20 protein-coding genes are annotated in these 20,617 nt (G+C 70.1%); 19 read left to right on the top strand and 1 reads right to left on the bottom strand.

Translation table 11 applies throughout. The annotated features are described in order from the left end of the window. Positions 1-4 precede the first annotated feature (4 nt). Positions 5-1,177 carry an endolytic transglycosylase MltG gene (mltG, locus tag NJE57_RS01210; protein ID WP_319026546.1) on the top strand — a complete coding sequence of 391 codons (1,173 nt, stop codon included), beginning with the start codon at positions 5-7 and terminating at the stop codon, positions 1,175-1,177. Next, positions 1,167-2,027, top strand: a complete 861-nt coding sequence (locus tag NJE57_RS01205) for a shikimate dehydrogenase (RefSeq protein WP_319026545.1) — start codon at positions 1,167-1,169, stop codon at positions 2,025-2,027. The genes mltG and NJE57_RS01205 overlap by 11 nt, the downstream gene beginning before the upstream one ends. 66 nt (positions 2,028-2,093) lie before the next feature. Here the strand turns inward: NJE57_RS01205 and NJE57_RS01200 are convergent, their stop codons facing one another. Continuing rightward, a complete protein-coding gene (locus NJE57_RS01200) occupies positions 2,094-3,608 on the bottom strand; it encodes an NAD(P)/FAD-dependent oxidoreductase (protein WP_319026544.1) in 1,515 nt (504 codons plus the stop codon). Positions 3,609-3,678: 70 nt separating this feature from the next. Here NJE57_RS01200 and NJE57_RS01195 point away from each other — a divergent pair, with 70 nt between their 5' ends. The 17 genes from NJE57_RS01195 (at position 3,679) to rpoZ (ending at position 20,604) form a co-directional block, all read left to right on the top strand. Beyond that, a complete protein-coding gene (locus NJE57_RS01195) occupies positions 3,679-4,752 on the top strand; it encodes an AraC family transcriptional regulator (protein ID WP_319026543.1) in 1,074 nt (357 codons plus the stop codon). 38 nt (positions 4,753-4,790) lie between these two features. Then, positions 4,791-5,993: a chorismate synthase gene (aroC, locus tag NJE57_RS01190; RefSeq protein WP_319027049.1), complete on the top strand. Its 1,203-nt coding sequence runs from the start codon at positions 4,791-4,793 to the stop codon at positions 5,991-5,993. Next, a complete protein-coding gene (locus NJE57_RS01185; protein WP_319026542.1) occupies positions 5,990-6,541 on the top strand; it encodes a shikimate kinase in 552 nt (183 codons plus the stop codon). The genes aroC and NJE57_RS01185 overlap by 4 nt, the downstream gene beginning before the upstream one ends. A 61-nt stretch (positions 6,542-6,602) precedes the next feature. Further along, on the top strand, positions 6,603-7,730 hold the full coding sequence (aroB, locus tag NJE57_RS01180; protein ID WP_319026541.1) for a 3-dehydroquinate synthase: 1,128 nt from the start codon (positions 6,603-6,605) through the stop codon (positions 7,728-7,730). Next, complete coding sequence (locus NJE57_RS01175) at positions 7,727-8,827, top strand: aminopeptidase P family protein (RefSeq protein WP_319026540.1); 1,101 nt, start codon at positions 7,727-7,729, stop codon at positions 8,825-8,827. Before aroB ends, NJE57_RS01175 begins: the two co-directional genes overlap by 4 nt. Before the next feature lie 74 nt (positions 8,828-8,901). Beyond that, positions 8,902-9,465 (top strand): elongation factor P, encoded by a 564-nt coding sequence (gene efp, locus NJE57_RS01170; protein WP_319026539.1) that lies wholly within the window; start codon positions 8,902-8,904, stop codon positions 9,463-9,465. 2 nt (positions 9,466-9,467) lie between these two features. Continuing rightward, complete coding sequence (nusB, locus tag NJE57_RS01165) at positions 9,468-10,013, top strand: transcription antitermination factor NusB (RefSeq protein WP_319026538.1); 546 nt, start codon at positions 9,468-9,470, stop codon at positions 10,011-10,013. 69 nt (positions 10,014-10,082) lie between these two features. Beyond that, a complete protein-coding gene (gene pyrR, locus NJE57_RS01160) occupies positions 10,083-10,667 on the top strand; it encodes a bifunctional pyr operon transcriptional regulator/uracil phosphoribosyltransferase PyrR (protein ID WP_319026537.1) in 585 nt (194 codons plus the stop codon). Next, positions 10,664-11,605, top strand: a complete 942-nt coding sequence (locus NJE57_RS01155) for an aspartate carbamoyltransferase catalytic subunit (RefSeq protein ID WP_319026536.1) — start codon at positions 10,664-10,666, stop codon at positions 11,603-11,605. Before pyrR ends, NJE57_RS01155 begins: the two co-directional genes overlap by 4 nt. After that, positions 11,602-12,918 (top strand): dihydroorotase, encoded by a 1,317-nt coding sequence (locus NJE57_RS01150; protein ID WP_319026535.1) that lies wholly within the window; start codon positions 11,602-11,604, stop codon positions 12,916-12,918. The genes NJE57_RS01155 and NJE57_RS01150 overlap by 4 nt, the downstream gene beginning before the upstream one ends. Then, positions 12,915-13,463, top strand: coding sequence for a hypothetical protein (locus NJE57_RS01145; protein ID WP_319026534.1), 549 nt, complete (start codon positions 12,915-12,917; stop codon positions 13,461-13,463). The genes NJE57_RS01150 and NJE57_RS01145 overlap by 4 nt, the downstream gene beginning before the upstream one ends. After that, a complete protein-coding gene (carA, locus tag NJE57_RS01140; RefSeq protein WP_319026533.1) occupies positions 13,460-14,683 on the top strand; it encodes a glutamine-hydrolyzing carbamoyl-phosphate synthase small subunit in 1,224 nt (407 codons plus the stop codon). Before NJE57_RS01145 ends, carA begins: the two co-directional genes overlap by 4 nt. Then, positions 14,683-18,045 (top strand): carbamoyl-phosphate synthase large subunit, encoded by a 3,363-nt coding sequence (gene carB, locus NJE57_RS01135; RefSeq protein ID WP_319026532.1) that lies wholly within the window; start codon positions 14,683-14,685, stop codon positions 18,043-18,045. The genes carA and carB overlap by 1 nt, the downstream gene beginning before the upstream one ends. Further along, positions 18,042-18,893: an orotidine-5'-phosphate decarboxylase gene (gene pyrF, locus NJE57_RS01130; protein WP_319026531.1), complete on the top strand. Its 852-nt coding sequence runs from the start codon at positions 18,042-18,044 to the stop codon at positions 18,891-18,893. Before carB ends, pyrF begins: the two co-directional genes overlap by 4 nt. Before the next feature lie 420 nt (positions 18,894-19,313). Then, on the top strand, positions 19,314-19,637 hold the full coding sequence (mihF, locus tag NJE57_RS01125; protein WP_007631925.1) for an integration host factor, actinobacterial type: 324 nt from the start codon (positions 19,314-19,316) through the stop codon (positions 19,635-19,637). A 7-nt stretch (positions 19,638-19,644) separates the two neighbouring features. Further along, complete coding sequence (gene gmk, locus NJE57_RS01120) at positions 19,645-20,250, top strand: guanylate kinase (RefSeq protein ID WP_319026530.1); 606 nt, start codon at positions 19,645-19,647, stop codon at positions 20,248-20,250. A gap of 69 nt (positions 20,251-20,319) precedes the next feature. Continuing rightward, positions 20,320-20,604, top strand: coding sequence for a DNA-directed RNA polymerase subunit omega (rpoZ, locus tag NJE57_RS01115; RefSeq protein ID WP_319026529.1), 285 nt, complete (start codon positions 20,320-20,322; stop codon positions 20,602-20,604). Positions 20,605-20,617: the final 13 nt, after the last annotated feature.

Here is a 20,617-nt window from a genome sequence, read left to right as displayed (position 1 = left end):
CACGATGTCTGCGGCACGAGGACGCTCACGCACGAGCGGCACCACCCGGTTCATACTGCTTGCGGCCGTGATCGGCGTGGTCCTGGCCTTCGCCGTGATGGTCTACCGCAATTCCGGCAACGAGGTGACCGCCGCGCCCGACTTCGAGGGGGAGGGTACGGGCAACGCGCTACTTCACGTCGAATCCGGGGACACCCTCGGCGTGGTCGGCGATCGTCTGTACGACATCGGCACCGTGGCCAGCACGCGTGCGTTCACCGGCGCCGCGACCGGCACGTCGGTCGAGGGGATCCAACCGGGTTACTACCAGGTCCGGGAGGAGATGAGCGCCGAGGCGGCCGTGGAGACCCTGGCGGATCCGCGGAACAGGGTCGGATTCATGGACGTCTTCCCCGGTGCGCGACTGCTCGACACCGTGGTGGTCGGCGGCGGGACCGAGAAGGGGATCTACACCCAGATCTCCGAAGCGACCTGTCTGCGCGACCTGGACGATCCGGACGGCCCGCCGATGTGCCGCCAGCCACAGGAGATCGTGGACGCGGCTGTCCGGGCCGATCCCGTCGACCTGGGGGTGCCCGAATGGGCCATCGACGAGGTCCGCAACGCCCCGGACCCGGTGCGTCGACTGGAGGGGCTGGTCGCGCCCGGGATCCACAACATCGATCCGCAGTCCGAACCCGTCGAGATCCTCCGCCAGTTGATCGACTCGTCCACCGAGGCCTATGACGAGACCGGCCTGGTGCCGTCGGCCGAGCGCATCGGGCTGACGCCGTACCAGGTGGTCACCGCCGCCTCTCTGGTGGAGAAGGAGGGCACCCGGGAGGATTTCGACAAGATCGCCCGGGTGATCCTCAACCGGCTCGACGAACCCATGCGACTCCAGTTCGACTCGACGGTCAACTACGCGCTCGCCGACCAGGAGATCGCCACGACCGACGCCGATCGCGGCGCGGACACCCCGTGGAACACCTACGCCATGGACGGGCTGCCCTACGGTCCGATCGGCTCGCCCGGCCTCGAGGCGCTCCGGGCGATGGAGGACCCGGCCGAGGGGCAGTGGAAGTACTTCGTGACCGTGGACATGCAGGGCACCACGAAGTTCGCCGACGAGTACCCCGAGCACGAGCGCTACCAGAGCGAGGCGATCGCGAACGGGGTCCTGTCCAGTGGGCGCTAGCGCCCATGGAGCCGACCCGGCCGACACCGGGTCGGTGCACTCGGCCGCGGTACTCGGTCATCCGGTCGACCACTCGCTCTCCCCGGTCCTCCACGGGGCGGCCTACCGCGCGCTGGGGCTGGACGGTTGGACGTACGAACGGATCGACTGCGACGCCGAACGGCTGCCGGCGGTGGTCGATACCTCGCCCGCGGATCGGGTCGGGTACTCGGTCACGATGCCCGGCAAGTTCGCCGCCCTATCCCACGCGTCCCAGGTCAGTGACCGCGCCCGGATCGTGGGCAGTGCCAACACTCTCGTCCGGCGGGGGAGCGGCTGGTACGCCGACTGCACCGATGTGGACGGGGTGACCGGGGCGCTCGCCGCGTTCGGGGACCTCCCGGGTGCCCCGACGGCGGTCGTCCTGGGTGTGGGTGGAACCGCCAGACCGGTACTCGCCGGGCTCGCCGCGGCCGGCGCCACGCGGGTGGTCCTGGCCTCCAGGCGTGACAACGCCGGACCGGCCGCCGACTGCGGACGTGCCCTGGGGCTCAGGGTCCGCACCATGGGCCTCACCGACCCGGAGCTGATCGGGGAGATCGCGCGGGCAGACCTTCTGATCAACACCGTTCCCGAGCCAGGCGTGCGGGACCTCACGGACCTGGTCGCCGGCGCCCGACGGGTGTTCGATGTCCTCTACGACCCCTGGCCCACCGCGGCCGGCGCAGCAGCCCTGGCCGCGGGCATCCCCGTGGTCGGTGGCGACGTGATGTTGCTCCACCAGGCCTTCGGTCAGGTGGAGCTGTTCACCGGGCACCCGGCGCCGCGCGGGGAGATGGCCGCCGCCCTTTCGCACGCACTCGGTCGCTGACTTCGCGGACACGGGGACGGCCACCGCGCCGGAGCCGCACGGCCAGATGCTCGGCCAGATGCTCGGTCAGATGGTCGAGGGCTCGCTGGCGCGACGGGGGGCGATCGTCTCGAAGTCGGCCGGATCCGCGGTCCGGGTGCGGCGCTGGTACTCGTGCACCAGTCCCGGCCAGTTCGTCGTGATCCGGCCTGAGTCCGCCCTGTACCAGGAGTCGCAGCCGCTCCACACCGACTCTCCGAGGCGGCGCATGATCTCGTCGTCGTAGGCCTCGTGCACCTCGCGACGGACGTCCACGGCCACCGTCCGATCCGCCCGGGCCAGTTCCTCGACCACCTGGCGGATGTACCTGGCCTGCTGTTCGATCATGAGGATGATCGAGCTGCTCCCGAGATTGGTGTTGGGTCCGTAGATCACGAACATGTTGGGAAAGCCCGGCACGGCCATCCCGAGATAGGCGCGCGCACCCTCGCGCCACTGCTCGTGCAGGTCCCGACCACCGCGGCCCCGCACGGTGATCGGTGCCAGGAAGTCGGTGGCCTTGAAACCCGTGCCGTACACCACGACATCGACGGGGCGTACCCGTCCGTCCGCGGTGACGATCCCCTCGGGGACGACCTCGGCGACCGTGTCGGTCACCACGTCGACGTTCGGCTGCGCGAGTGCGGGGTACCACTGGTTGCTGAACAGCATCCGCTTGCACCCGATCGGTTCCGTGGGGGTGAGGGCCTCACGCAGCCGGGGGTCGCGGACGGTGAGCCGCAGGTTGGCGCGGGCGAGCCCGCTGAGGATCCTGGCGAGCGGCCGCGCGGAGGTCAGTGCCAGGCCGATCGCCTCCGTGGTCTCCCAGATGGTGCCGCGCATCGCGGTCATGAGGCCGGGGACCCGGGCGAACGCCGTCCGGTGGGCGTCCGTGTAGGCGCGGTCCGGTTTGGGTACCACCCACGGCGCGGAGCGTTGGTAGACGGTCACGTGCGCGGCCACCTCGCGGACGCGGGGGACGAACTGGATGGCCGAGGCCCCGGTGCCGAGTACCGCGACCCGTTTACCGGTCAGATCGACGTCGTGCCGCCACTCGGCGGAGTGGAACGACGGGCCGGCGAACGTCTCCAACCCGGGGATGGCCGGGTAGGCCGGACGGGACAACTGACCCACCGCGGGCACGAGGACCTCGGCCTCGAACGACTCGCCGGTGGCGGTATGTACCGTCCACGTGGCTTTGTCGTCGTCGAACTCCGCGGAGGTCACCTCGATGCCGGTGCGCACGAGTTCGCGCAGGCCGAACCGGTCCGCGGTCTCCTGGATGTAGGACAGGATGTCGGGCTGCTCGGCGTAGCGACGGCCCCAGTCCGTCCTGCGGTGGAAGGAGTACGAGTAGAGGTTCGACGGGACGTCGCAGGCCGCTCCGGGGTAGGTGTTGTCCCGCCACACCCCTCCGACGTCGTCGGCCTTCTCCAGGATCGTCACCTCTGCCAGGCCATCGCGGGTGAGCTCGTAGGCGGCGCCGAGGCCACCGAATCCGGCTCCGATGATGATCACGCGCGGTCGCCGACGCCGGGTCTCGGGGGAGGAGGAAGAGGTCATGTCATGACGGTATTGCCCCGGCCCCGCGTGGCCGCAGACATTCACGGACGAATAATCCATAATTCCGGACATGACCACCTGGGACGACCCCGCGGTCCCACACTGGGACTTCCCCCGCTCGGCGATCGGGATCGGCGTGCTCGTCGAGGCCGGGGAGCGGCTCGGCGTGGACGCCGGCCGGGTCCTGCAGGGGATCGCGCTCTCCACGGCCGACCTCGCCACCCCCGATCTTCTCGTGGCGCCGGACCAGGAACTGACCGCGATCCGCAACCTCCGCGCCGCCGCGGGCGACCGGCCCGCCCTCGCCGCCGAGGTGGGCGCCGCCTACCGGTTGACCACCTTCGGGATCTTCGGATACGCCCTGCTGTCGAGCCCGACGCTCCGCGACGTGATCGCCGTGACGCTTCGTTTCATCGACCTGAGCTACATCTTCAGCACGATCGGTGTGGAGTCGACGGGGGACAGGATCGTGGTGCGTCTGGCGGACACCGCGCTCCCGGACGACGTCCGCGAGTTCCTCGTGGACCGCGACCTGTTCGCGATCCACTCCGTCCTCGGCGAGCTCGTCCCCGGAGGTGTCCCGTTCACCGAGATCACCTTCGGTGGGGGGCGGTCACCCGGGACCCTGACCGCATACGGGGCACGGCTCGGCCTGGCGCCGTCGGAGTCCGACCACGGCACCGGCGTCACGATGGTCTTCGACGCCGCCCGCCTCGACGAACCGCTCCCGCAGGGGAGCCCGGCGGCGGTGACGGTGGCCGAGGCCATGTGTCGCGACCTGGCCGCCACCCGTCGGACCCGGGGGCCGGTGAGCAGCCGGGTCCGCGTCGAGATCGCCGGTCGTCTCACGCAGGGGGCCTCCATGTCCTCGGTGGCCGCCGGACTGGGGGTCAGTCCCCGGACCCTGCGCAGGCACCTGACGGACGAGGGCACATCGTTCCAGCGCCTTCTCGACGACGTCCGGCTGGAACTGGCCAGGCGGATGTTGGCGACCGGCCTGCTGTCGGTGGAGGACGTCGCCTTGCGCCTGGGGTATGCCGAGGCCTCGAGCTTCATCCACGCGTTCCGGCGTCTCACCGGTGACACTCCGCACCGTGCCGTCGTCGCCTCGCGGGCACGGCGGTCCGCGACGCCCCGGGCCTGATGTGCCGTGCCGTACCCCGACGTGGGATGATCGGCGACGTGCTGAAGTGGACCACTGCCGGAGAATCGCACGGCCAGGCCCTGGTGACGATCGTCGAGGGCGTGATCGCCGGGGTCGAGGTGACGAGCGACGAGATCGCCTCGCAACTCGCCCGCCGTCGCCTGGGCTACGGCCGTGGCGCGCGGATGAAGTTCGAGGCCGACGCGGTCCGGGTCCTGGGCGGCGTCCGCCACGGTCGCACCATGGGATCCCCCATCGCGATCGAGGTCGGCAACACCGAATGGCCCAAGTGGGAACAGATCATGTCGTCGGACCCGGTCCAACCCGACGCGATCGAGGACAAGGCCCGGGCCGCCGCGCTCACCCGCCCGCGTCCGGGTCACGCCGACTTCGCCGGCATGCTCAAGTACGACTTCGACGACGCTCGCATGGTGCTGGAGCGCGCGAGCGCACGGGAGACCGCCGCCAGGGTCGCCGCGGGGACCGTCGCCCGGGCGGTACTGCGCGACGTCCTCGGGGTGGAGGTGCTCTCCCACGTCATCTCGATCGGCGGATCCGATTCCTACGTCGGTCCGGAGCCGGGCTTCGCCGATCTCCCGGCAATCGACGAGAGCCCGGTCCGTGCGTTCGACACGGGGGCCGGGGAGGCGATGATCGCTGAGATCGAGGCCGCGAAGAAGGCAGGGGACACCCTCGGCGGGGTGGTCGAGGTGGTGGTCCACGGACTCCCCATCGGACTCGGCTCGCACGTCTCCGGTGACGATCGTCTCGACGCCCAGCTGGCGGGTGCCCTCATGGGCATCCAGGCGATCAAGGGCGTCGAGGTCGGGGACGGGTTCGAGACCGCCCGGCGGCGCGGCAGCGTCGCGCACGACGAGATGGAACGCGACGCGGACGGTGTGGGACGACGGAGCAACCGCGCTGGTGGACTCGAGGGCGGTATGACCAACGGTCAGGCCCTCCGGGTCCGGGCGGCGATGAAGCCGATCTCCACGGTCCCCCGTGCGCTGAGCACGGTCGACATGGCCGACGGCTCCGGGGCCACCGCCATCCATCAGCGTTCCGACGTGTGTGCGGTCCCCGCGGCGGGAGTGGTGGCGGAATCCATGGTCGCCCTGGTCCTGGCCCGGGCCGTCCTGCAGAAGTTCGGTGGGGACTCCCTGTCCGAGACCCGACGCAATGCCGAGGGGTACCTCGCCGCCGTCGCGGAGCGACTGGACTGGGACCCGGATCCGGCATGAGCGGCCCGGCACGGCCGGTCGCCGTCCTGGTGGGTCCGCCGGGTGCCGGCAAGACGACCATCGGACGGAAACTCGCCAGGCGCCTCGACGTGCCGTTCCGGGACGCCGACCAGCTGATCGAGGAGTCCGAGGGACGCTCGATCCCCGAGATCTTCGCGGAGGACGGCGAACCGGGGTTCCGCGTGATCGAAGAACGGATCGTGGGCCAGGCCCTACGGTCGTTCGACGGCGTCCTCTCCCTGGGTGGCGGCGCGGTGCTGTCGGAGACCACCCGGCGGATGCTTCGGGATCATCGCGTCATCCACCTGACCATCGGGGTGGCCGAAGGCGTACGCAGGTCCCGGGGGCCCGGCCGCCCGCTGCTGGCCGGGGGCGACGTGACCGCGCGCTACCAGGCGTTGCTGACCGAGCGGTCGCCGTTGTACCGCGAGGTGGCGTGGTCCACCGTCAGCACGGAACGTCGGAGTTCGGGCAAGGTGGTGACGGAGATCGTCGACAGACTCGAGACCGGTGACCCGCACGTCCGGGGCGCACCGGACCGATCGTGAGTCGGAACGAGGAGCTGTCGGCACCAGCCGTGGGAGATCGAGCGATGAGCGGGAGCAATTCATGAACCGAGACCGGAACACCACCGACCCCGTGGTCGTCGACGTACGGTCCGCCGACCCGTATCCGGTGGTGATCGGCCGCGGACTGCTCCCGGAGATCCTGGAGGCGTGTTCGGGGTCGCGCAACCTCGCGATCTTCCACCAACCACCGCTGACCCAGACCGCGGAAGCACTGCGGGAGCAGCTCGCCGAGGCCGGCGTCAATGCTCACCGGGTGGAGATCCCCGACGCGGAGGCGGGCAAGGACCTGGCCGTCGCGGGATACTGCTGGGACGTGCTCGGCAAGATCGGACTCGGCCGCAAGGACACCGTGGTGAGCCTGGGCGGCGGCGCCGCGACGGATCTCGCGGGATTCGTGGCGGCCACCTGGATGCGCGGGGTCCGCGTGGTCCACATCCCCACCACCCTCCTCGCCATGGTGGACGCCGCCGTGGGTGGCAAGACTGGTATCAACACGGACGCGGGAAAGAACCTCGTCGGCAGCTTCCACGAACCGGCCGCAGTTTTCGTCGACACCGCGACGCTGGAGTCGGTGCCGCGCAACGAGTTGATCTCCGGCATGGCCGAGGTGGTCAAGTGCGGGTTCATCGCGGACCCGGTGATCCTGGACCTCATCGAGGCGGATCCGGAGGCAGCGCTCGACCCGACCGGGGACACGATCGTCGAACTCATCCGACGGAGCGTGCAGGTCAAGGCCGACGTGGTGGGCAGGGACCTGAGGGAGTCCGGTCCCCGCGAGAACCTCAACTACGGTCACACCCTCGGCCACGCCGTCGAGCGACGGGAGCAGTACCGCTGGCGTCACGGGGCGGCCGTGAGCGTGGGGATGTGCTTCGTGGCCGAACTCGCCCGCCTCGCCGGCCGTCTCGACGACGCCACCGCCGACCGACACGCCTCGATCCTTGCGTCCCTGGGGTTGCCGACCGGGTACCACGAGGACGCCTTCCCGCGTCTGCTGGAGTTGATGGCCGGGGACAAGAAGAACCACTCCGGATTCCTCCGGCTCGTCGTGCTGGACGGACTGGCCCGGCCCGCACGCATGGAGGCTCCGGACCCGTCGTTGATGACCGCGGCCTACGCCGCGATCTCCGAGGGGCGCACCGCCGCCGGCGGCGGGATCCTCCTGTGACCGGCCGTCTGGCAGCCCGTCGGCGCGCGGTGGCCTCAGCGATCGCGGAGGCGGGTGCGGGAGCTCTCCTCGTCACGGATCCGCGCAACATCGCCTACCTCACCGGGTTCCGGGGATCCGGCGGGGTCGTTCTGGTGGAGGAGGACGGTGAGGCGGTCCTGTGCACCGATTCGCGGTACGAACTCCAGGTGGTCGAGCAGGCCCCCGACGTGGGACACGTGATCTCGCGGGAGTACGTCGCCGGGGTGCTCGGGCGGCGCCGCGGACCCGCCGACGCGCCGCTCGCGGTGGAGGCGGACGACCTGACGCTCTCCGCTGCGACCGCACTGCGCAGAGTGATGGCGACGGTCGGGGCCGACGAAGCGCCGGTCATCGAGACCAGTGGCCTCGTCGAGCGGGTCCGGCGGGCGAAGGACCCCGTCGAGATTGGCTTGATCGAACAGGCATGTCGGGTCGTCGACGACGCATGGACCCATCTGTCGACCCAGCGGTCGGTGACCGCGGGCCGGACCGAGCGGGAGGTCGCCGCGGACCTCGAGCACGCCATGCGACGAGCCGGTTCCGACGGTGTGGCGTTCGAGACCATCGTCGCCTCGGGTCCCAACGGCGCCCACCCGCACCACGTCCCCGGGGACAGGGTGCTGACCGACGGCGATCTCGTCGTGGTGGACTTCGGCGCCACCGTCGCCGGCTACGCGTCCGACTGCACGCGGACCGTCGCGCTGGGCGTCGTCGCCGATCGCCTCCTGGATGCCTACGAGGTCGTCAGGCGCTCCCAGGTCGCCGGCGTGGCGGCGGTGCGCGCTGGGCTGTCCTGTCCGGAACTCGACGCGGTGAGTCGGGGGATCATCTCGGACGCCGGCTTCGGGAAGTACTTCGGTCACTCGCTGGGGCACGGTGTGGGGCTGGACGTCCACGAAGCGCCCGCTGTCTCCTCCAGGTCCACGAGTACACTGTCCGACGGCGATGTGATCACCATCGAGCCGGGGATCTACCTCCCGGGTCTCGGAGGGATCCGAATCGAGGACACCGTGGCCGTCACCGGCGGGGGCGGTAGGTCCCTGACCACCACGTCGACGGCGCTCAGCGTGCTCTGAGCAGCAGTCCCACGAACATGCGCGCGGCGCCGGTCCACGGCCGCCCGCCGACGACCCGCGAAGGAGAACCGACAATGGCGTCCACCGCCGACTTCAAAAACGGCCTCGTCCTCAAGGAGGAGGGGAACCTCTGGCAGATCCAGGAGTTCCAGCACGTCAAGCCGGGTAAGGGCCCTGCCTTCGTCCGCACCAAGATCAAGAACGTCGTCACGGGCAAGACCGTCGACAAGACCTACAACGCCGGGGTCAAGGTCGAGACCGCCACGGTGGACCGCCGCGACATGACCTTCCTGTACCGCGACGGCGAGGATTACGTCCTCATGGACGAGAAGGACTTCGAGCAGATCAACGTCTCGCCCACGGTGATGGGTGACGGTGCGCGCTTCCTCCTCGAGAACACCAGCGTGCAGGTCTCGATGCACGAGGGCGTCGCCCTCTTCGCCGAGATGCCCGTCTCTGTGGACCTGCTGGTCCAGCACACGGATCCGGGCCTCCAGGGCGACCGCTCGACCGGCGGCACCAAGCCGGCCACCCTCGAGACCGGCGCCGAGGTCAGTGTCCCGCTGTTCATCAACACCGGCGACAAGCTGAAGATCGACACCCGTGACGGTCGCTACCTCAGCCGGGTGAACGACTGACCATGTCAGACGAAGTCGACTACCGGCGCCGGGGATCCCGGTTCCGGGCCCGCAAGCGTGCGGTGGCCCTGCTGTTCGAGGCCGAGCTGCGGGACGCCGACGTGGTGGAGCTCGCCGAGGAACGCCGCAGGATGGGCGCGGAGTCGCAGGAGTTCCACGACGTCGCCTCGTACACCATGGACATCGTCACGGGTGTGGCCGAGCGGTTGGACCGTCTCGACTCCATGATCTCCGAGCACCTGCGGGAGTGGACGCTCGAGCGACTCCCCGCGGTCGACCGTGCCGTGCTGCGCGCCGGTGCGTGGGAGCTGCTGTTCGGTACCGACGACGTCGACCCGGCCATCGTGATCGACCAGGCGGTGCTGTTGATCTCGGACCTGTCCGCCGAGAAGTCCGTGGGCTACGTCAACGCCGTCCTCGACCGCGTCGCCGGCCTCGCCCAGCACATCCGGGCGGCCGAGCGAGCCGTGTCGACGATCGACACCGCGTCCCCACCGGACGTGTCGGAGCCCACCCCCGACGCGACGGAAGCGGGTGCGGAAGACTGATAGAGTCCACATCCGAAAGCTATCCCTTTAACGAGCCGTCCAGCGAGGCGGACAAGGAGGTGGTGATCGGTGAGCGCTGACGGTTCGGAATCGAACTCGGTGTCACTCTTCACGTCCGACGACGTCGCCAGGACGGTCTCCCGCCTGGCCCATCAGATCATCGAACGCACGGCTGCGGACGCGCCCGATTCGGGGCCGGTCGTCCTGCTCGGCATCCCCACCAGAGGCGTTCCCCTTGCCCACCGGTTGGCGGAACGGATCCGGGAGTTCGGCGGAGCGGAAGTACACGCCGGCTCCCTCGACGTGACCCTCTACCGGGACGACCTCGCCGGCGGTCCGCACCGCCCGATGAGTCCGACTATGGTACCGGCGGAGGGAATCGACGGTGCGACGGTGATCCTTGTCGACGACGTCCTCTTCTCGGGCCGGACCATCCGGGCCGCCTTCGACGCACTCCGCGATCTCGGCAGGCCCGCGCGCGTGCAGCTGGCCGTCCTGGTCGACCGGGGACATCGCGAACTGCCGATCCGCGCGGACTACGTGGGGAAGAACGTACCCACCTCCCGCGAGGAGGGCATCTCGGTACTGCTCACCGAGATCGACCGGGTCGACGCGGTGGTCCTCAGACGAGCGGACCCGGAGGGTGCCCGATGAAGCACCTGCTCTCCGCCGCAGATCTCGACCGCGACTCCGCTCTGTCCATCCTGGACGAGGCGAGCCGTCTCAAGGAGACGCTGCTCGGGCGCGAGGTCCGCAAACTGCCCACCCTCCGTGGGAAGACCGTCCTGACGGTGTTCTACGAGAACTCCACCCGGACGAGGGTCTCCTTCGAGACAGCGGGGAAGTGGATGAGCGCCGACGTCATCAACGTCTCCGCCAACGCCTCCTCCGTGCAGAAGGGCGAGTCTCTACGGGACACGGCCATGACCCTGACCGCCGTGGGGGCGGACGCGCTCATCGTCCGTCATCCCGCGTCCGGTTCCGCCCAACAGATCGCCGGGTGGGTCGCGCCGGGCGGTGTCGGACCGTCGGTGATCAACGCCGGCGACGGGATGCACGAGCACCCCACGCAGGCCCTGCTCGACGCGATGACCATCCGGGAACGACTCGGGGGTATCGAGGGCCGACGGGTGGTGATCGTCGGCGACATCCTGCACTCCCGGGTGGCCCGGTCGAACGCCCTGTTGTTGTCGACGCTCGGTGCCGAGGTGGTGCTCGTGGCTCCGCCCACCCTGCTGCCGGTCGGCGTCGGCGACTGGCCCGTACGCGCCTCGACCGACCTCGACGCCGAACTCCCCGGGGCGGACGCGGTGATGATGCTGCGGGTCCAGGCCGAGCGGATGAACGGCGGGTTCTTCCCGTCCACCCGTGAATACGCGGTGCGATACGGACTGGGTCCCGCCCGAACGGCCCGGTTGCGCGAGCACACCGTCGTGCTCCATCCCGGGCCCATGGTCCGCGGGATGGAGATCGGATTCGAGACGGCGGACGCCCCCTCGTCGGCAGTACTCCAGCAGGTGACCAACGGCGTCCACGTCCGCATGTCGGTCCTGCTCCACACTCTTGTCGGAACGGAAGGAAACCCCGAGTGAGCGCCCTCGAACCCCCGCCCCTGCTGCTGCGCCGGGTCCGGCCCTATGGGGAGGGCGCCCCCGTCGACGTGCTCGTGCGGGACGGCGTCATCGCCGCGATCGGTCCGGGCGCCGGTGACGACGCACCGGACGACGCGGAGATCCACGAGCTGGACGGTGCGGTCCTGCTGCCCGGTTTCGTCGATCTCCACACCCATCTGAGAGAGCCCGGCCGGGAGGACACCGAGACCATCGCCTCCGGTTCATCCGCGGCGGCCCGGGGCGGGTACACCGCGGTGTTCGCCATGGCCAACACGCAACCCCCGCAGGACAATCAGACCGTCACCGACTCCGTGTGGCGGATCGGTCGGTCCGTCGGCCTGTGTGACGTCCACCCGGTCGGCGCGGTCACGGTCGGCCTGGGGGGCGAGCACCTCACCGAGATGGGTCAGATGGCCTCCGGGGAGGCGCAGGTGAGGATCTTCTCCGACGACGGGATGTGCGTCCACGACCCGCTGGTGATGCGGCGTGCTCTGGAGTACTCCGCCGGGCTGGGGGTCCTCGTCGCCCAGCACGCCGAGGAGCCGCGCCTGACCAGGGGAGCCGTCGCCCACGAGGGACCCACGGCAGCGCGCCTAGGGCTCACCGGGTGGCCGCGCTCGGCCGAGGAGTCCATCGTGGCGCGCGACGCCATCCTGGCCCGGGACGCCGGTGCTCGGGTCCACATCTGCCACGCCTCCACCACCGGCACGGTCGAGCTGCTCAAGTGGGCCAAGGGGCAGGGGATCTCGATCACCGCCGAGGTCACCCCGCACCACCTGTTGCTCGACGACACGAGGCTCGAGTCCTACGACGGCGTCTACCGGGTCAACCCCCCGCTCCGCGAGACCCACGACACGCTCGCGCTGCGGGCGGCACTCGTGGCGGGAGTGATCGACTGCGTGGCGACCGACCACGCGCCCCACGCCGCCCAGGAGAAGTGCTGTGAATTCGCCGCCGCCCGCCCGGGAATGCTCGGGCTGGAGACGGCGCTGCCGATCATCGCGGCCCTGCTCGTGGAGTCCGGTGAGATGACCTGGCGCGATCTGTCCCGTGTGATGAGCGTCCGGCCCGCCGAGATCGCCGGCCTCACCGATCAGGGGCGGCCGATCGAGGTGGGGGAGCCGGCCAACCTCGCCGTCGTCGACCCCGACTCCGACTGGACCGTCGTCGGCGAGGAACTGGCAAGTCTGTCCGCCAACACCCCCTACGAGGGCATGACGTTCGCCGCTCGTGTCGTGGGCACCGTGTACCGGGGCCGCATGACCAGCCGCGACGGAGAGGTACTCACATGACGCAGGACGTCTGGACCGTGGTGATCGTCGTCGCCGTCTTTCTCGGTCTACTCGGGTTGATGGCGCTGGGTTGGCGGAACCGCGGTCGCTCGCAGGCAGGTCTCTACGACACCCTCCCGGCTGTCCCCGCCGAGACCGGCGACGTCGTCCTGGGCCCGCTGACCGGCGTGTACATCGGCAGCACGGTGGCGGGTGACTGGCAGGCGCGGATCGCCCGGGCGCCGCTCGGGCACCGTTCGGCGGGAACCTTCACCGCCTACACCGGTGGTCTGCGGCTCGAGCTGGCCGACTCCACCGTGTGGATCCCCCGGGCCGATCTGGTGGAGGTGCGACGCGCCTCCGCCCTCGCCAACAAGACCGTGCCCGGCGGCGGGATCCTCGTCGCGCGGTGGCAGGTCGACGGCCTCGACGGCCGCACCCTCATCGACTCGGGATTCCGGGCCGACGACAAGGACTCGTACCCACGGTGGGAGGCACTACGCGGCGACGCCGCACCCGCCGACCGACCGGACACCCCCCGCGCCACCACCGAGGAGAAGCAGTGACCCCGCAGAACACCACCACAGTCGCACCGGGGGGCCGCACGCCCGCCGCGCTCGTCCTCGAGGACGGTCGCATCCACCGCGGGACGGCGTTCGGGGCGACCGGCACCACGCTCGGCGAGGCGGTCTTCACGACCGGCATGTCCGGGTACCAGGAGACCCTCACCGACCCGTCCTACTACCGGCAGATCGTCGTGAGCACCGCCCCGCAGATCGGCAACACCGGGTGGAACGACGAGGACGGGGAGTCGCTCCTCGACGGCGTGAACGGCGGCGGCCGGATCTGGGTGTCCGGACTGGTCATCCGCGACCTGTCCCGCCGGGCGTCCAACCACCGCTCCGACCGCACCCTCGAGGACGAGATGCTCGCGCAGGGCATCGTGGGGATCGCCGGGATCGACACCCGGGCGGTCGTGCGCCACATCCGCGATCTCGGGGCGATGAAGGCCGGGATCTTCTCGGGTGAGGACCTGGCCGACGACGAGTCGATGCTCGCCGCCGTCCGGGCCCAGGAGCCCATGGTCGGGGCGTCGCTGGCGGAGATCGTCTCGACCGACGCCGCCTACGTGGTCGAGCCCGAGGGGCCGGCCCGCTTCTCGGTGGCGGCCCTGGACCTGGGCATCAAGACCAACACCCCGCGGATGCTCACCGCCCGCGGCGTACGGGTCCACGTACTCCCGGCGGCCTCGACCCTGCAGGACGTGATGGACCTCGACGTCGACGGCGTGTTCCTCTCCAACGGTCCCGGGGACCCGGCCACCGCCGACGCCGCGGTGCACCTGACCAAGGAGGTCCTGAGCCAGGGGATCCCGTTCTTCGGGATCTGCTACGGCAACCAGATCCTGGGTCGCGCCCTCGGGCTCGAGACCTACAAGATGCCGTTCGGCCACCGCGGGATCAACATCCCGGTGATCGAGAAGGCCACCGGCTCCGTCGCGATCACCTCCCAGAACCACGGGTTCGCACTGCGCGCCCCGGAGACCGAGACCTGGGAGACCCCCTGGGGCGCGGCCACCGTCACCCACGTGTGCGCGAACGACGGGACCGTCGAGGGTGTGGCCCTCACCGACGGCTCCGCCTTCTCCGTCCAGTACCACCCCGAGGCCGCGGCGGGTCCCCGTGACGCCGCCGACCTCTTCGACCGCTTCGTCAGCCTGCTCGACTCCACGAGCGGCGACGCCGCCGACACCGGTTCCGCCGACTCCAGAAAGGGCTCGAACTGATGCCCCGCCGCACAGACATCACCCACGTCCTCGTGATCGGCTCCGGCCCGATCGTGATCGGCCAGGCCTGCGAGTTCGACTACTCCGGCACCCAGGCGTGCCGCGTCCTCCGCGCCGAAGGACTGCGCGTCACGCTGGTCAACTCCAACCCGGCCACGATCATGACCGACCCGGAGTTCGCCGACAGTACCTACGTCGAGCCGATCACACCCGAGTACATCGACAAGATCTTCGCCAAGGAGGCCGCGGACGGGCACCCCGTCGACGCCGTCCTCGCCACGCTCGGAGGCCAGACGGCGCTCAACGCCGCCATGCAACTCGACGCGCAGGGCATCCTGGACAAGCACGGCGTGGAGTTGATCGGTGCCGACATCCCCGCGATCAACCGCGGTGAGGACCGGCAGACGTTCAAGGACATCGTCGCGAGCGTCGGCGGTGACTCGGCCCGTAGCGCCGTGTGTCACACCATGGAGGAGGTCCACGCGACCGTCGCCGAACTGGGGCTGCCCGTCGTGGTCCGCCCGTCCTTCACCATGGGCGGTCTCGGCTCGGGACTGGCCTACACCACCGAGGACCTCGAGCGGATCGCCGGCGGCGGGTTGTCCGCCTCACCCACCGCGAACGTCCTCATCGAGGAGTCGATCCTCGGGTGGAAGGAGTTCGAGCTGGAGCTCATGCGGGACAACAAGGACAACGTCGTCGTGGTGTGTTCGATCGAGAACGTCGACGCCCTCGGTGTCCACACGGGGGACTCGGTGACCGTCGCACCGTCGATGACCCTGACGGACCGCGAGTTCCAGGACATGCGCGACCTCGGTATCGCGATCCTCCGCGAGGTCGGTGTCGACACCGGTGGGTGCAACATCCAGTTCGCCATCAATCCCGCCGACGGACGGCTCGTCGTGATCGAGATGAACCCGCGGGTCTCCCGGTCCTCGGCGCTGGCGTCCAAGGCGACCGGTTTCCCGATCGCCAAGATCGCGGCCCGGCTCGCGATCGGGTACTCCCTCGACGAGATCACCAACGACATCACCGGGGAGACCCCGGCGAGCTTCGAGCCGACCCTCGACTACGTGGTGGTCAAGGCCCCGAGGTTCGCCTTCGAGAAGTTCCCGGGTGCCGACGACACCCTCACGACCACGATGAAGTCGGTCGGCGAGGCGATGAGTCTCGGACGCAACTACCGCGAGGCGCTCGGCAAGGTCATGCGGTCGCTCGAGACCAAGGCCGCGGGCTTCTGGACCCTGCCGGACGAGACGATCGCCCCCGGTCGGTCGACCGACGTCGACGCCGTCCTGGCGGATCTGGTGCGGCCGACCGAGGGCCGGATGTACGACGTCGAGCTCGCCCTGCGGCTCGGGGCGACGGTCGAGCAGGTACACGAGGTCTCGGGGATCGACCCGTGGTTCGTGGACGAGGTCGCCGCCCTGGTCGAGCTCCGTCAGGACATCGTCGACGCGCCCGTGGTCGACGAGCCCCTGCTCCGTCGGGCCAAGCACAACGGACTGTCCGACGCGCAGATCGCGGCCCTGCGACCCGAGTTCGCCGGTGCCGAGGGCGTCCGTCGACTGCGCCTCCGGCTCGGGGTGCGACCCGTGTACAAGACGGTCGACACCTGCGCCGCGGAGTTCGAGGCCAAGACCCCCTACCACTACTCGACCTACGAACTCGATCCCTCGGCCGAGTCCGAGGTCGCGGCCCAGACCGAGCGCGAGAAGGTCATCATCCTGGGTTCCGGCCCCAACCGGATCGGCCAGGGCATCGAGTTCGACTACTCGTGTGTCCACGCGGCCCTGACGCTCTCGGAGGCCGGGTACGAGACCGTCATGGTCAACTGCAACCCCGAGACCGTCTCGACCGACTACGACACGGCGGACCGTCTCTACTTCGAGCCCCTGACGTTCGAGGACGTCATGGAGGTCTACCACGCCGAGTCCGAGTCGGGCACGGTCGCCGGGGTCCTGGTCCAGCTCGGCGGCCAGACCCCGCTCGGCCTCGCCGCGCAGCTCGAGGAGGCGGGTGTCCCCATCGTCGGTACCAGCCCGTCGGCGATCGACCTGGCGGAGGACCGTCGCGAGTTCGGCGAGGTGCTGGTGAAGGCCGGGCTGCCCGCCCCCGCGTTCGGGACCGCGATCAACGCCACGGAGGCCACCGAGATCGCGGCCCGCATCGGCTACCCGGTCCTCGTCCGCCCGTCGTACGTCCTCGGCGGCCGCGGTATGGAGATCGTCTACGACGAGGGGTCGTTGCGGTCCTACATCGCCAATGCGACCGAGATCAGTCCGGACCGTCCGGTCCTGGTCGACCGCTTCCTCGACGACGCGGTCGAGATCGACGTCGACGTGTTGTGTGACGGCACCGAGGTCTACCTGGGCGGCGTCATGGAGCACATCGAGGAGGCCGGCATCCACTCCGGGGACTCCGCCTGCGCCCTGCCGCCCATCACGCTGGGCCAGGACGACATCGACCGCGTCCGCCGGTCCAGTGAGGCCCTGGCGTTCGGAATCGGTGTCAAGGGACTCATGAACGTCCAGTACGCGATCAAGGACGATGTCCTGTACGTGCTCGAGGCGAACCCCCGGGCCAGTCGGACCGTGCCGTTCGTCTCCAAGGCCACCGGCGTACACCTCGCCAAGGCCTGCGCACGCATCATGATGGGTGAGACGATCGCCGAGCTCAAGGCCGAGGGGCTCCTCCCCTCGGACCGGGATGGTGGTTCCCTCCCCGCCGACGCCCCCGTCGCCGTCAAGGAGGCGGTCCTGCCGTTCAACCGCTTCCGCACCCCCGAGGGCGAGCCCGTCGACTCGCTGCTGAGCCCGGAGATGAAGTCGACCGGCGAGGTCATGGGTATCGGTCCCGACTTCGCCGTCGCCTTCGCCAAGGCCCAGCTCGCGGCCGAGGGGGTCCTGCCGACGACCGGGACCGCGTTCGTCTCGGTCGCCAACCGGGACAAGCGCTCGATGGTGTTCCCCGCACAACGTCTCGCCGCTCTGGGGTTCACGGTGCTGGCCACCGAGGGCACCGCGTTGATGCTGCGCCGGTACGGGATCGCGTGCGAGACCGTGGCGAAGCTGACCGAGGCCGGGGACGGTCCGGTCGACGAGCAGGGGAACCCGGTCCGGACCATCGTCGACCGGATCAACGCCGACGAAGTCGACCTGATCCTCAACATCGCCTCCTCCACCGGCGGGACCCGCGCAGACGGTCACGAGATCCGTTCCGCCGCGATCTCCCGCCGGGTCCCGTGCATCACCACCGTGCAGGGCGCCACGGCGGCGGTCCACGGCATCGAGGCGATGCGGCGCGGCGAGGTCACCGTGAGCCCCCTACAGGAGCTGCACAGCGGATTCACCGTCCGATGACCGACGGCCCGCCCCGGGCCCCGTTCGGCGCGCGGCTGCACTCCGCCGTCGCCGTCCGCGGCAACCTCTGCGTGGGGATCGATCCCCACCCGGCTCTGCTCGAACAGTGGGGGCTCGGGGTGAACGCGGCAGGCGTCCGTGAGTTCTCGCGGCGGTCCCTCGACGCGTTCGGCGACCTCGTCCCGGCGGTCAAACCCCAGGTCGCGTTCTTCGAGGAGTACGGCTCCGCGGGGGTCGCGGTCCTCGAGGGTGTCCTGCGCGACATCACCGAGGTCGGTGCACTCTCCGTCGCCGACGCCAAGCGTGGCGACATCGGGTCGACGATGGCGGGGTACGCCCGGGCGTGGCTGGGCGAGGACTCCCCACTGGCCTGCGACGCCCTCACGGTGTCCCCGTACCTCGGGGTGGGTTCGCTCGAGGCGGCCTTCGACGCGGCGACGGCGACCGGACGCGGGCTCTTCGTGCTGGCCCGCACCTCGAACCCGGAGGCGGGAGGCCTGCAGGGGGCCACCGGGCCCGCCGGGACGGTCGCACAGTCGGTCGTCGACGAGGTGGGCCGGAGGAACGGTCGTCCGGAGTCCGGCGTACCGGGGTCCTTCGGTGTGGTCGTGGGCGCGACGGTCGCCGACCCGCCGCGGCTGGACGCCCTCGCCGGGCCGGTCCTGATGCCCGGGGTGGGGGAGCAGGGCGGCACGCTCGCGGACGTCCGACGGATCGCCGGTCCCGCGCTACCGCACACCCTGGTCAACATCTCGCGGCACGTCCTGCGGGCGGGTCCGGACGTCGACGCGATGCGCGCGGTGGTCCGCGAACTCACCGCGACCTTCCGGTTCGAGGAGACCGCCTGAGCTGTCAGGCGCCACAGCGGATCGCCTGAGTCACAGTGGTCACGGACCGGGGCCCGTCGTCGCGTATCGCTTCCGGCGACTTCGGGCGGTTCGGTTCGCGGTCGAGGGCCGCCGACGCTAGTCTTCTCCACACCTCACACGTCAATGCGCAGTTCAGGCGGGGTGCCACGCCGGGCCCCGCGCAACGACGGGGCCCCGCGGCCGCGTACTGTTGCTGAGGTCATCAGGCCCGACGCCGTGCCGGTCTCCCGTGAGGGGGACGGAATCGCCCGGGTACGGTGAGCACGAGGGAGCGCCCGCTCCCGGCACGAGCCGCAGCCCGCGGACGCGCCGGGGCCGGTCACCGCACACCACACGTGGATGTCCTACGGTGGACACCCGCGTGAGTCATGAGACACACACGAACGAGACGGAGGAATTGTGGCCCTTCCCCAGTTGACCGATGAGCAGCGTGCCGCTGCTCTGGAGAAGGCGGCTGCCGCCCGTCGCGCCCGGGCTGAGCTCAAGGAGCGCCTGAAGCGTGGTGGCACCGACCTCAAGCAGGTGCTCAAGGATGCCGAGAGCGACGAGATCCTCGGCAAGATGAAGGTCTCGGCGCTGCTCGAGGCCCTGCCCAAGGTCGGCAAGGTCAAGGCTCAGGAGATCATGACCGAGCTGGAGATCGCGCCGACGCGTCGCCTGCGTGGTCTCGGAGACCGCCAGCGCCGTGCACTGCTCGAGCGGTTCGACTTCACGGTCGACTGATCGACGCATGAACACACCGTCGTCCGGGGTCTCGTCCCCGGAAGCGACGGCGAAGAGGGGCCGGCTGATCGTCTTGGCCGGCCCCTCCGCCGTCGGCAAGTCAACCGTCGTGGCCCGCTTACGTGACCGCGTTCCGGACCTGTACTTCAGCGTCTCCATGACCACGCGGGATCCGCGTCCCGGCGAGGTCGACGGGCGCGACTACCACTTCGTGAGCACCGAGGAGTTCCGCGCGGCCGTCAAGGAGGGTCGGATGCTCGAGTGGGCGGAGATCCACCGGGGTCTGCAACTCTCGGGGACCCCGGCCGATCCCGTCCGTCGCGCGTTGGCGGAGGGACGCCCGGTTCTCATCGAGGTCGATCTCGCCGGTGTGCGGCAGATCCGCGAGTCCATTCCCGAGGGCCGGACCGTGTTCCTGGCACCCCCGTCCTGGGAGGACCTCGAGGAGCGCCTCCGGGGCCGGGGTACCGAACCGCACGAGGTGGTGACCCGCAGACTCGAGACCGCGAAGGTCGAGATGGAGGCCCGCGAGGAGTTCGACGAGGTCGTCGTGAACGACGAACTCGAAGTCGCGGTGGATCAATTGGTATCATTGCTGGTCGGCCGCGACTGAGACCGAACCCGCGACGCGAACCCCGACGCAAGAGCACCACCGACGGCAGTACCCAGAGGAGAACCCATAGTGGCCACGATCGAAGCCTCAGCAACAACCCCGCTCTACGACACCCCGATCGGCATCACCAATCCGCCGATCGATGAGCTCCTCGAGCGGGCGTCCTCCAAGTACGCCCTCGTGATCTTCGCCGCCAAGCGCGCCCGGCAGATCAACTCGTACTACAACCAGATCGAGGAGGGCATCCTCGAGTACGTCGGCCCGCTGGTCGACCCGGGGATGCACGAGAAGCCCCTGACCATCGCGCTGCGTGAGCTGCACTCCGACCTGCTCGACTGCGCCGAGGGCGAGTGACCGGGGACGACGT

The organism is Dietzia sp. PP-33 (assembly GCF_033790845.1).
Lineage (GTDB): Bacteria > Actinomycetota > Actinomycetes > Mycobacteriales > Mycobacteriaceae > Dietzia.
This window is presented reverse-complemented; position numbering and strand designations above follow the sequence as displayed.

Coding starts and splice junctions, on each gene's coding strand:
- mltG (WP_319026546.1), top strand. CDS start 5: ATGTCTGCGGCACGAGGACGCTCACGCACGAGCGGCACCACCCGGTTC.
- aroB (WP_319026541.1), top strand. CDS start 6,603: ATGAACCGAGACCGGAACACCACCGACCCCGTGGTCGTCGACGTACGG.
- pyrF (WP_319026531.1), top strand. CDS start 18,042: ATGACCGACGGCCCGCCCCGGGCCCCGTTCGGCGCGCGGCTGCACTCC.
- NJE57_RS01145 (WP_319026534.1), top strand. CDS start 12,915: ATGACGCAGGACGTCTGGACCGTGGTGATCGTCGTCGCCGTCTTTCTC.
- NJE57_RS01195 (WP_319026543.1), top strand. CDS start 3,679: ATGACCACCTGGGACGACCCCGCGGTCCCACACTGGGACTTCCCCCGC.
- nusB (WP_319026538.1), top strand. CDS start 9,468: ATGTCAGACGAAGTCGACTACCGGCGCCGGGGATCCCGGTTCCGGGCC.
- gmk (WP_319026530.1), top strand. CDS start 19,645: ATGAACACACCGTCGTCCGGGGTCTCGTCCCCGGAAGCGACGGCGAAG.
- carB (WP_319026532.1), top strand. CDS start 14,683: ATGCCCCGCCGCACAGACATCACCCACGTCCTCGTGATCGGCTCCGGC.
- efp (WP_319026539.1), top strand. CDS start 8,902: ATGGCGTCCACCGCCGACTTCAAAAACGGCCTCGTCCTCAAGGAGGAG.
- NJE57_RS01155 (WP_319026536.1), top strand. CDS start 10,664: ATGAAGCACCTGCTCTCCGCCGCAGATCTCGACCGCGACTCCGCTCTG.
- NJE57_RS01200 (WP_319026544.1), bottom strand. CDS start 3,608: ATGACCTCTTCCTCCTCCCCCGAGACCCGGCGTCGGCGACCGCGCGTG.
- NJE57_RS01185 (WP_319026542.1), top strand. CDS start 5,990: ATGAGCGGCCCGGCACGGCCGGTCGCCGTCCTGGTGGGTCCGCCGGGT.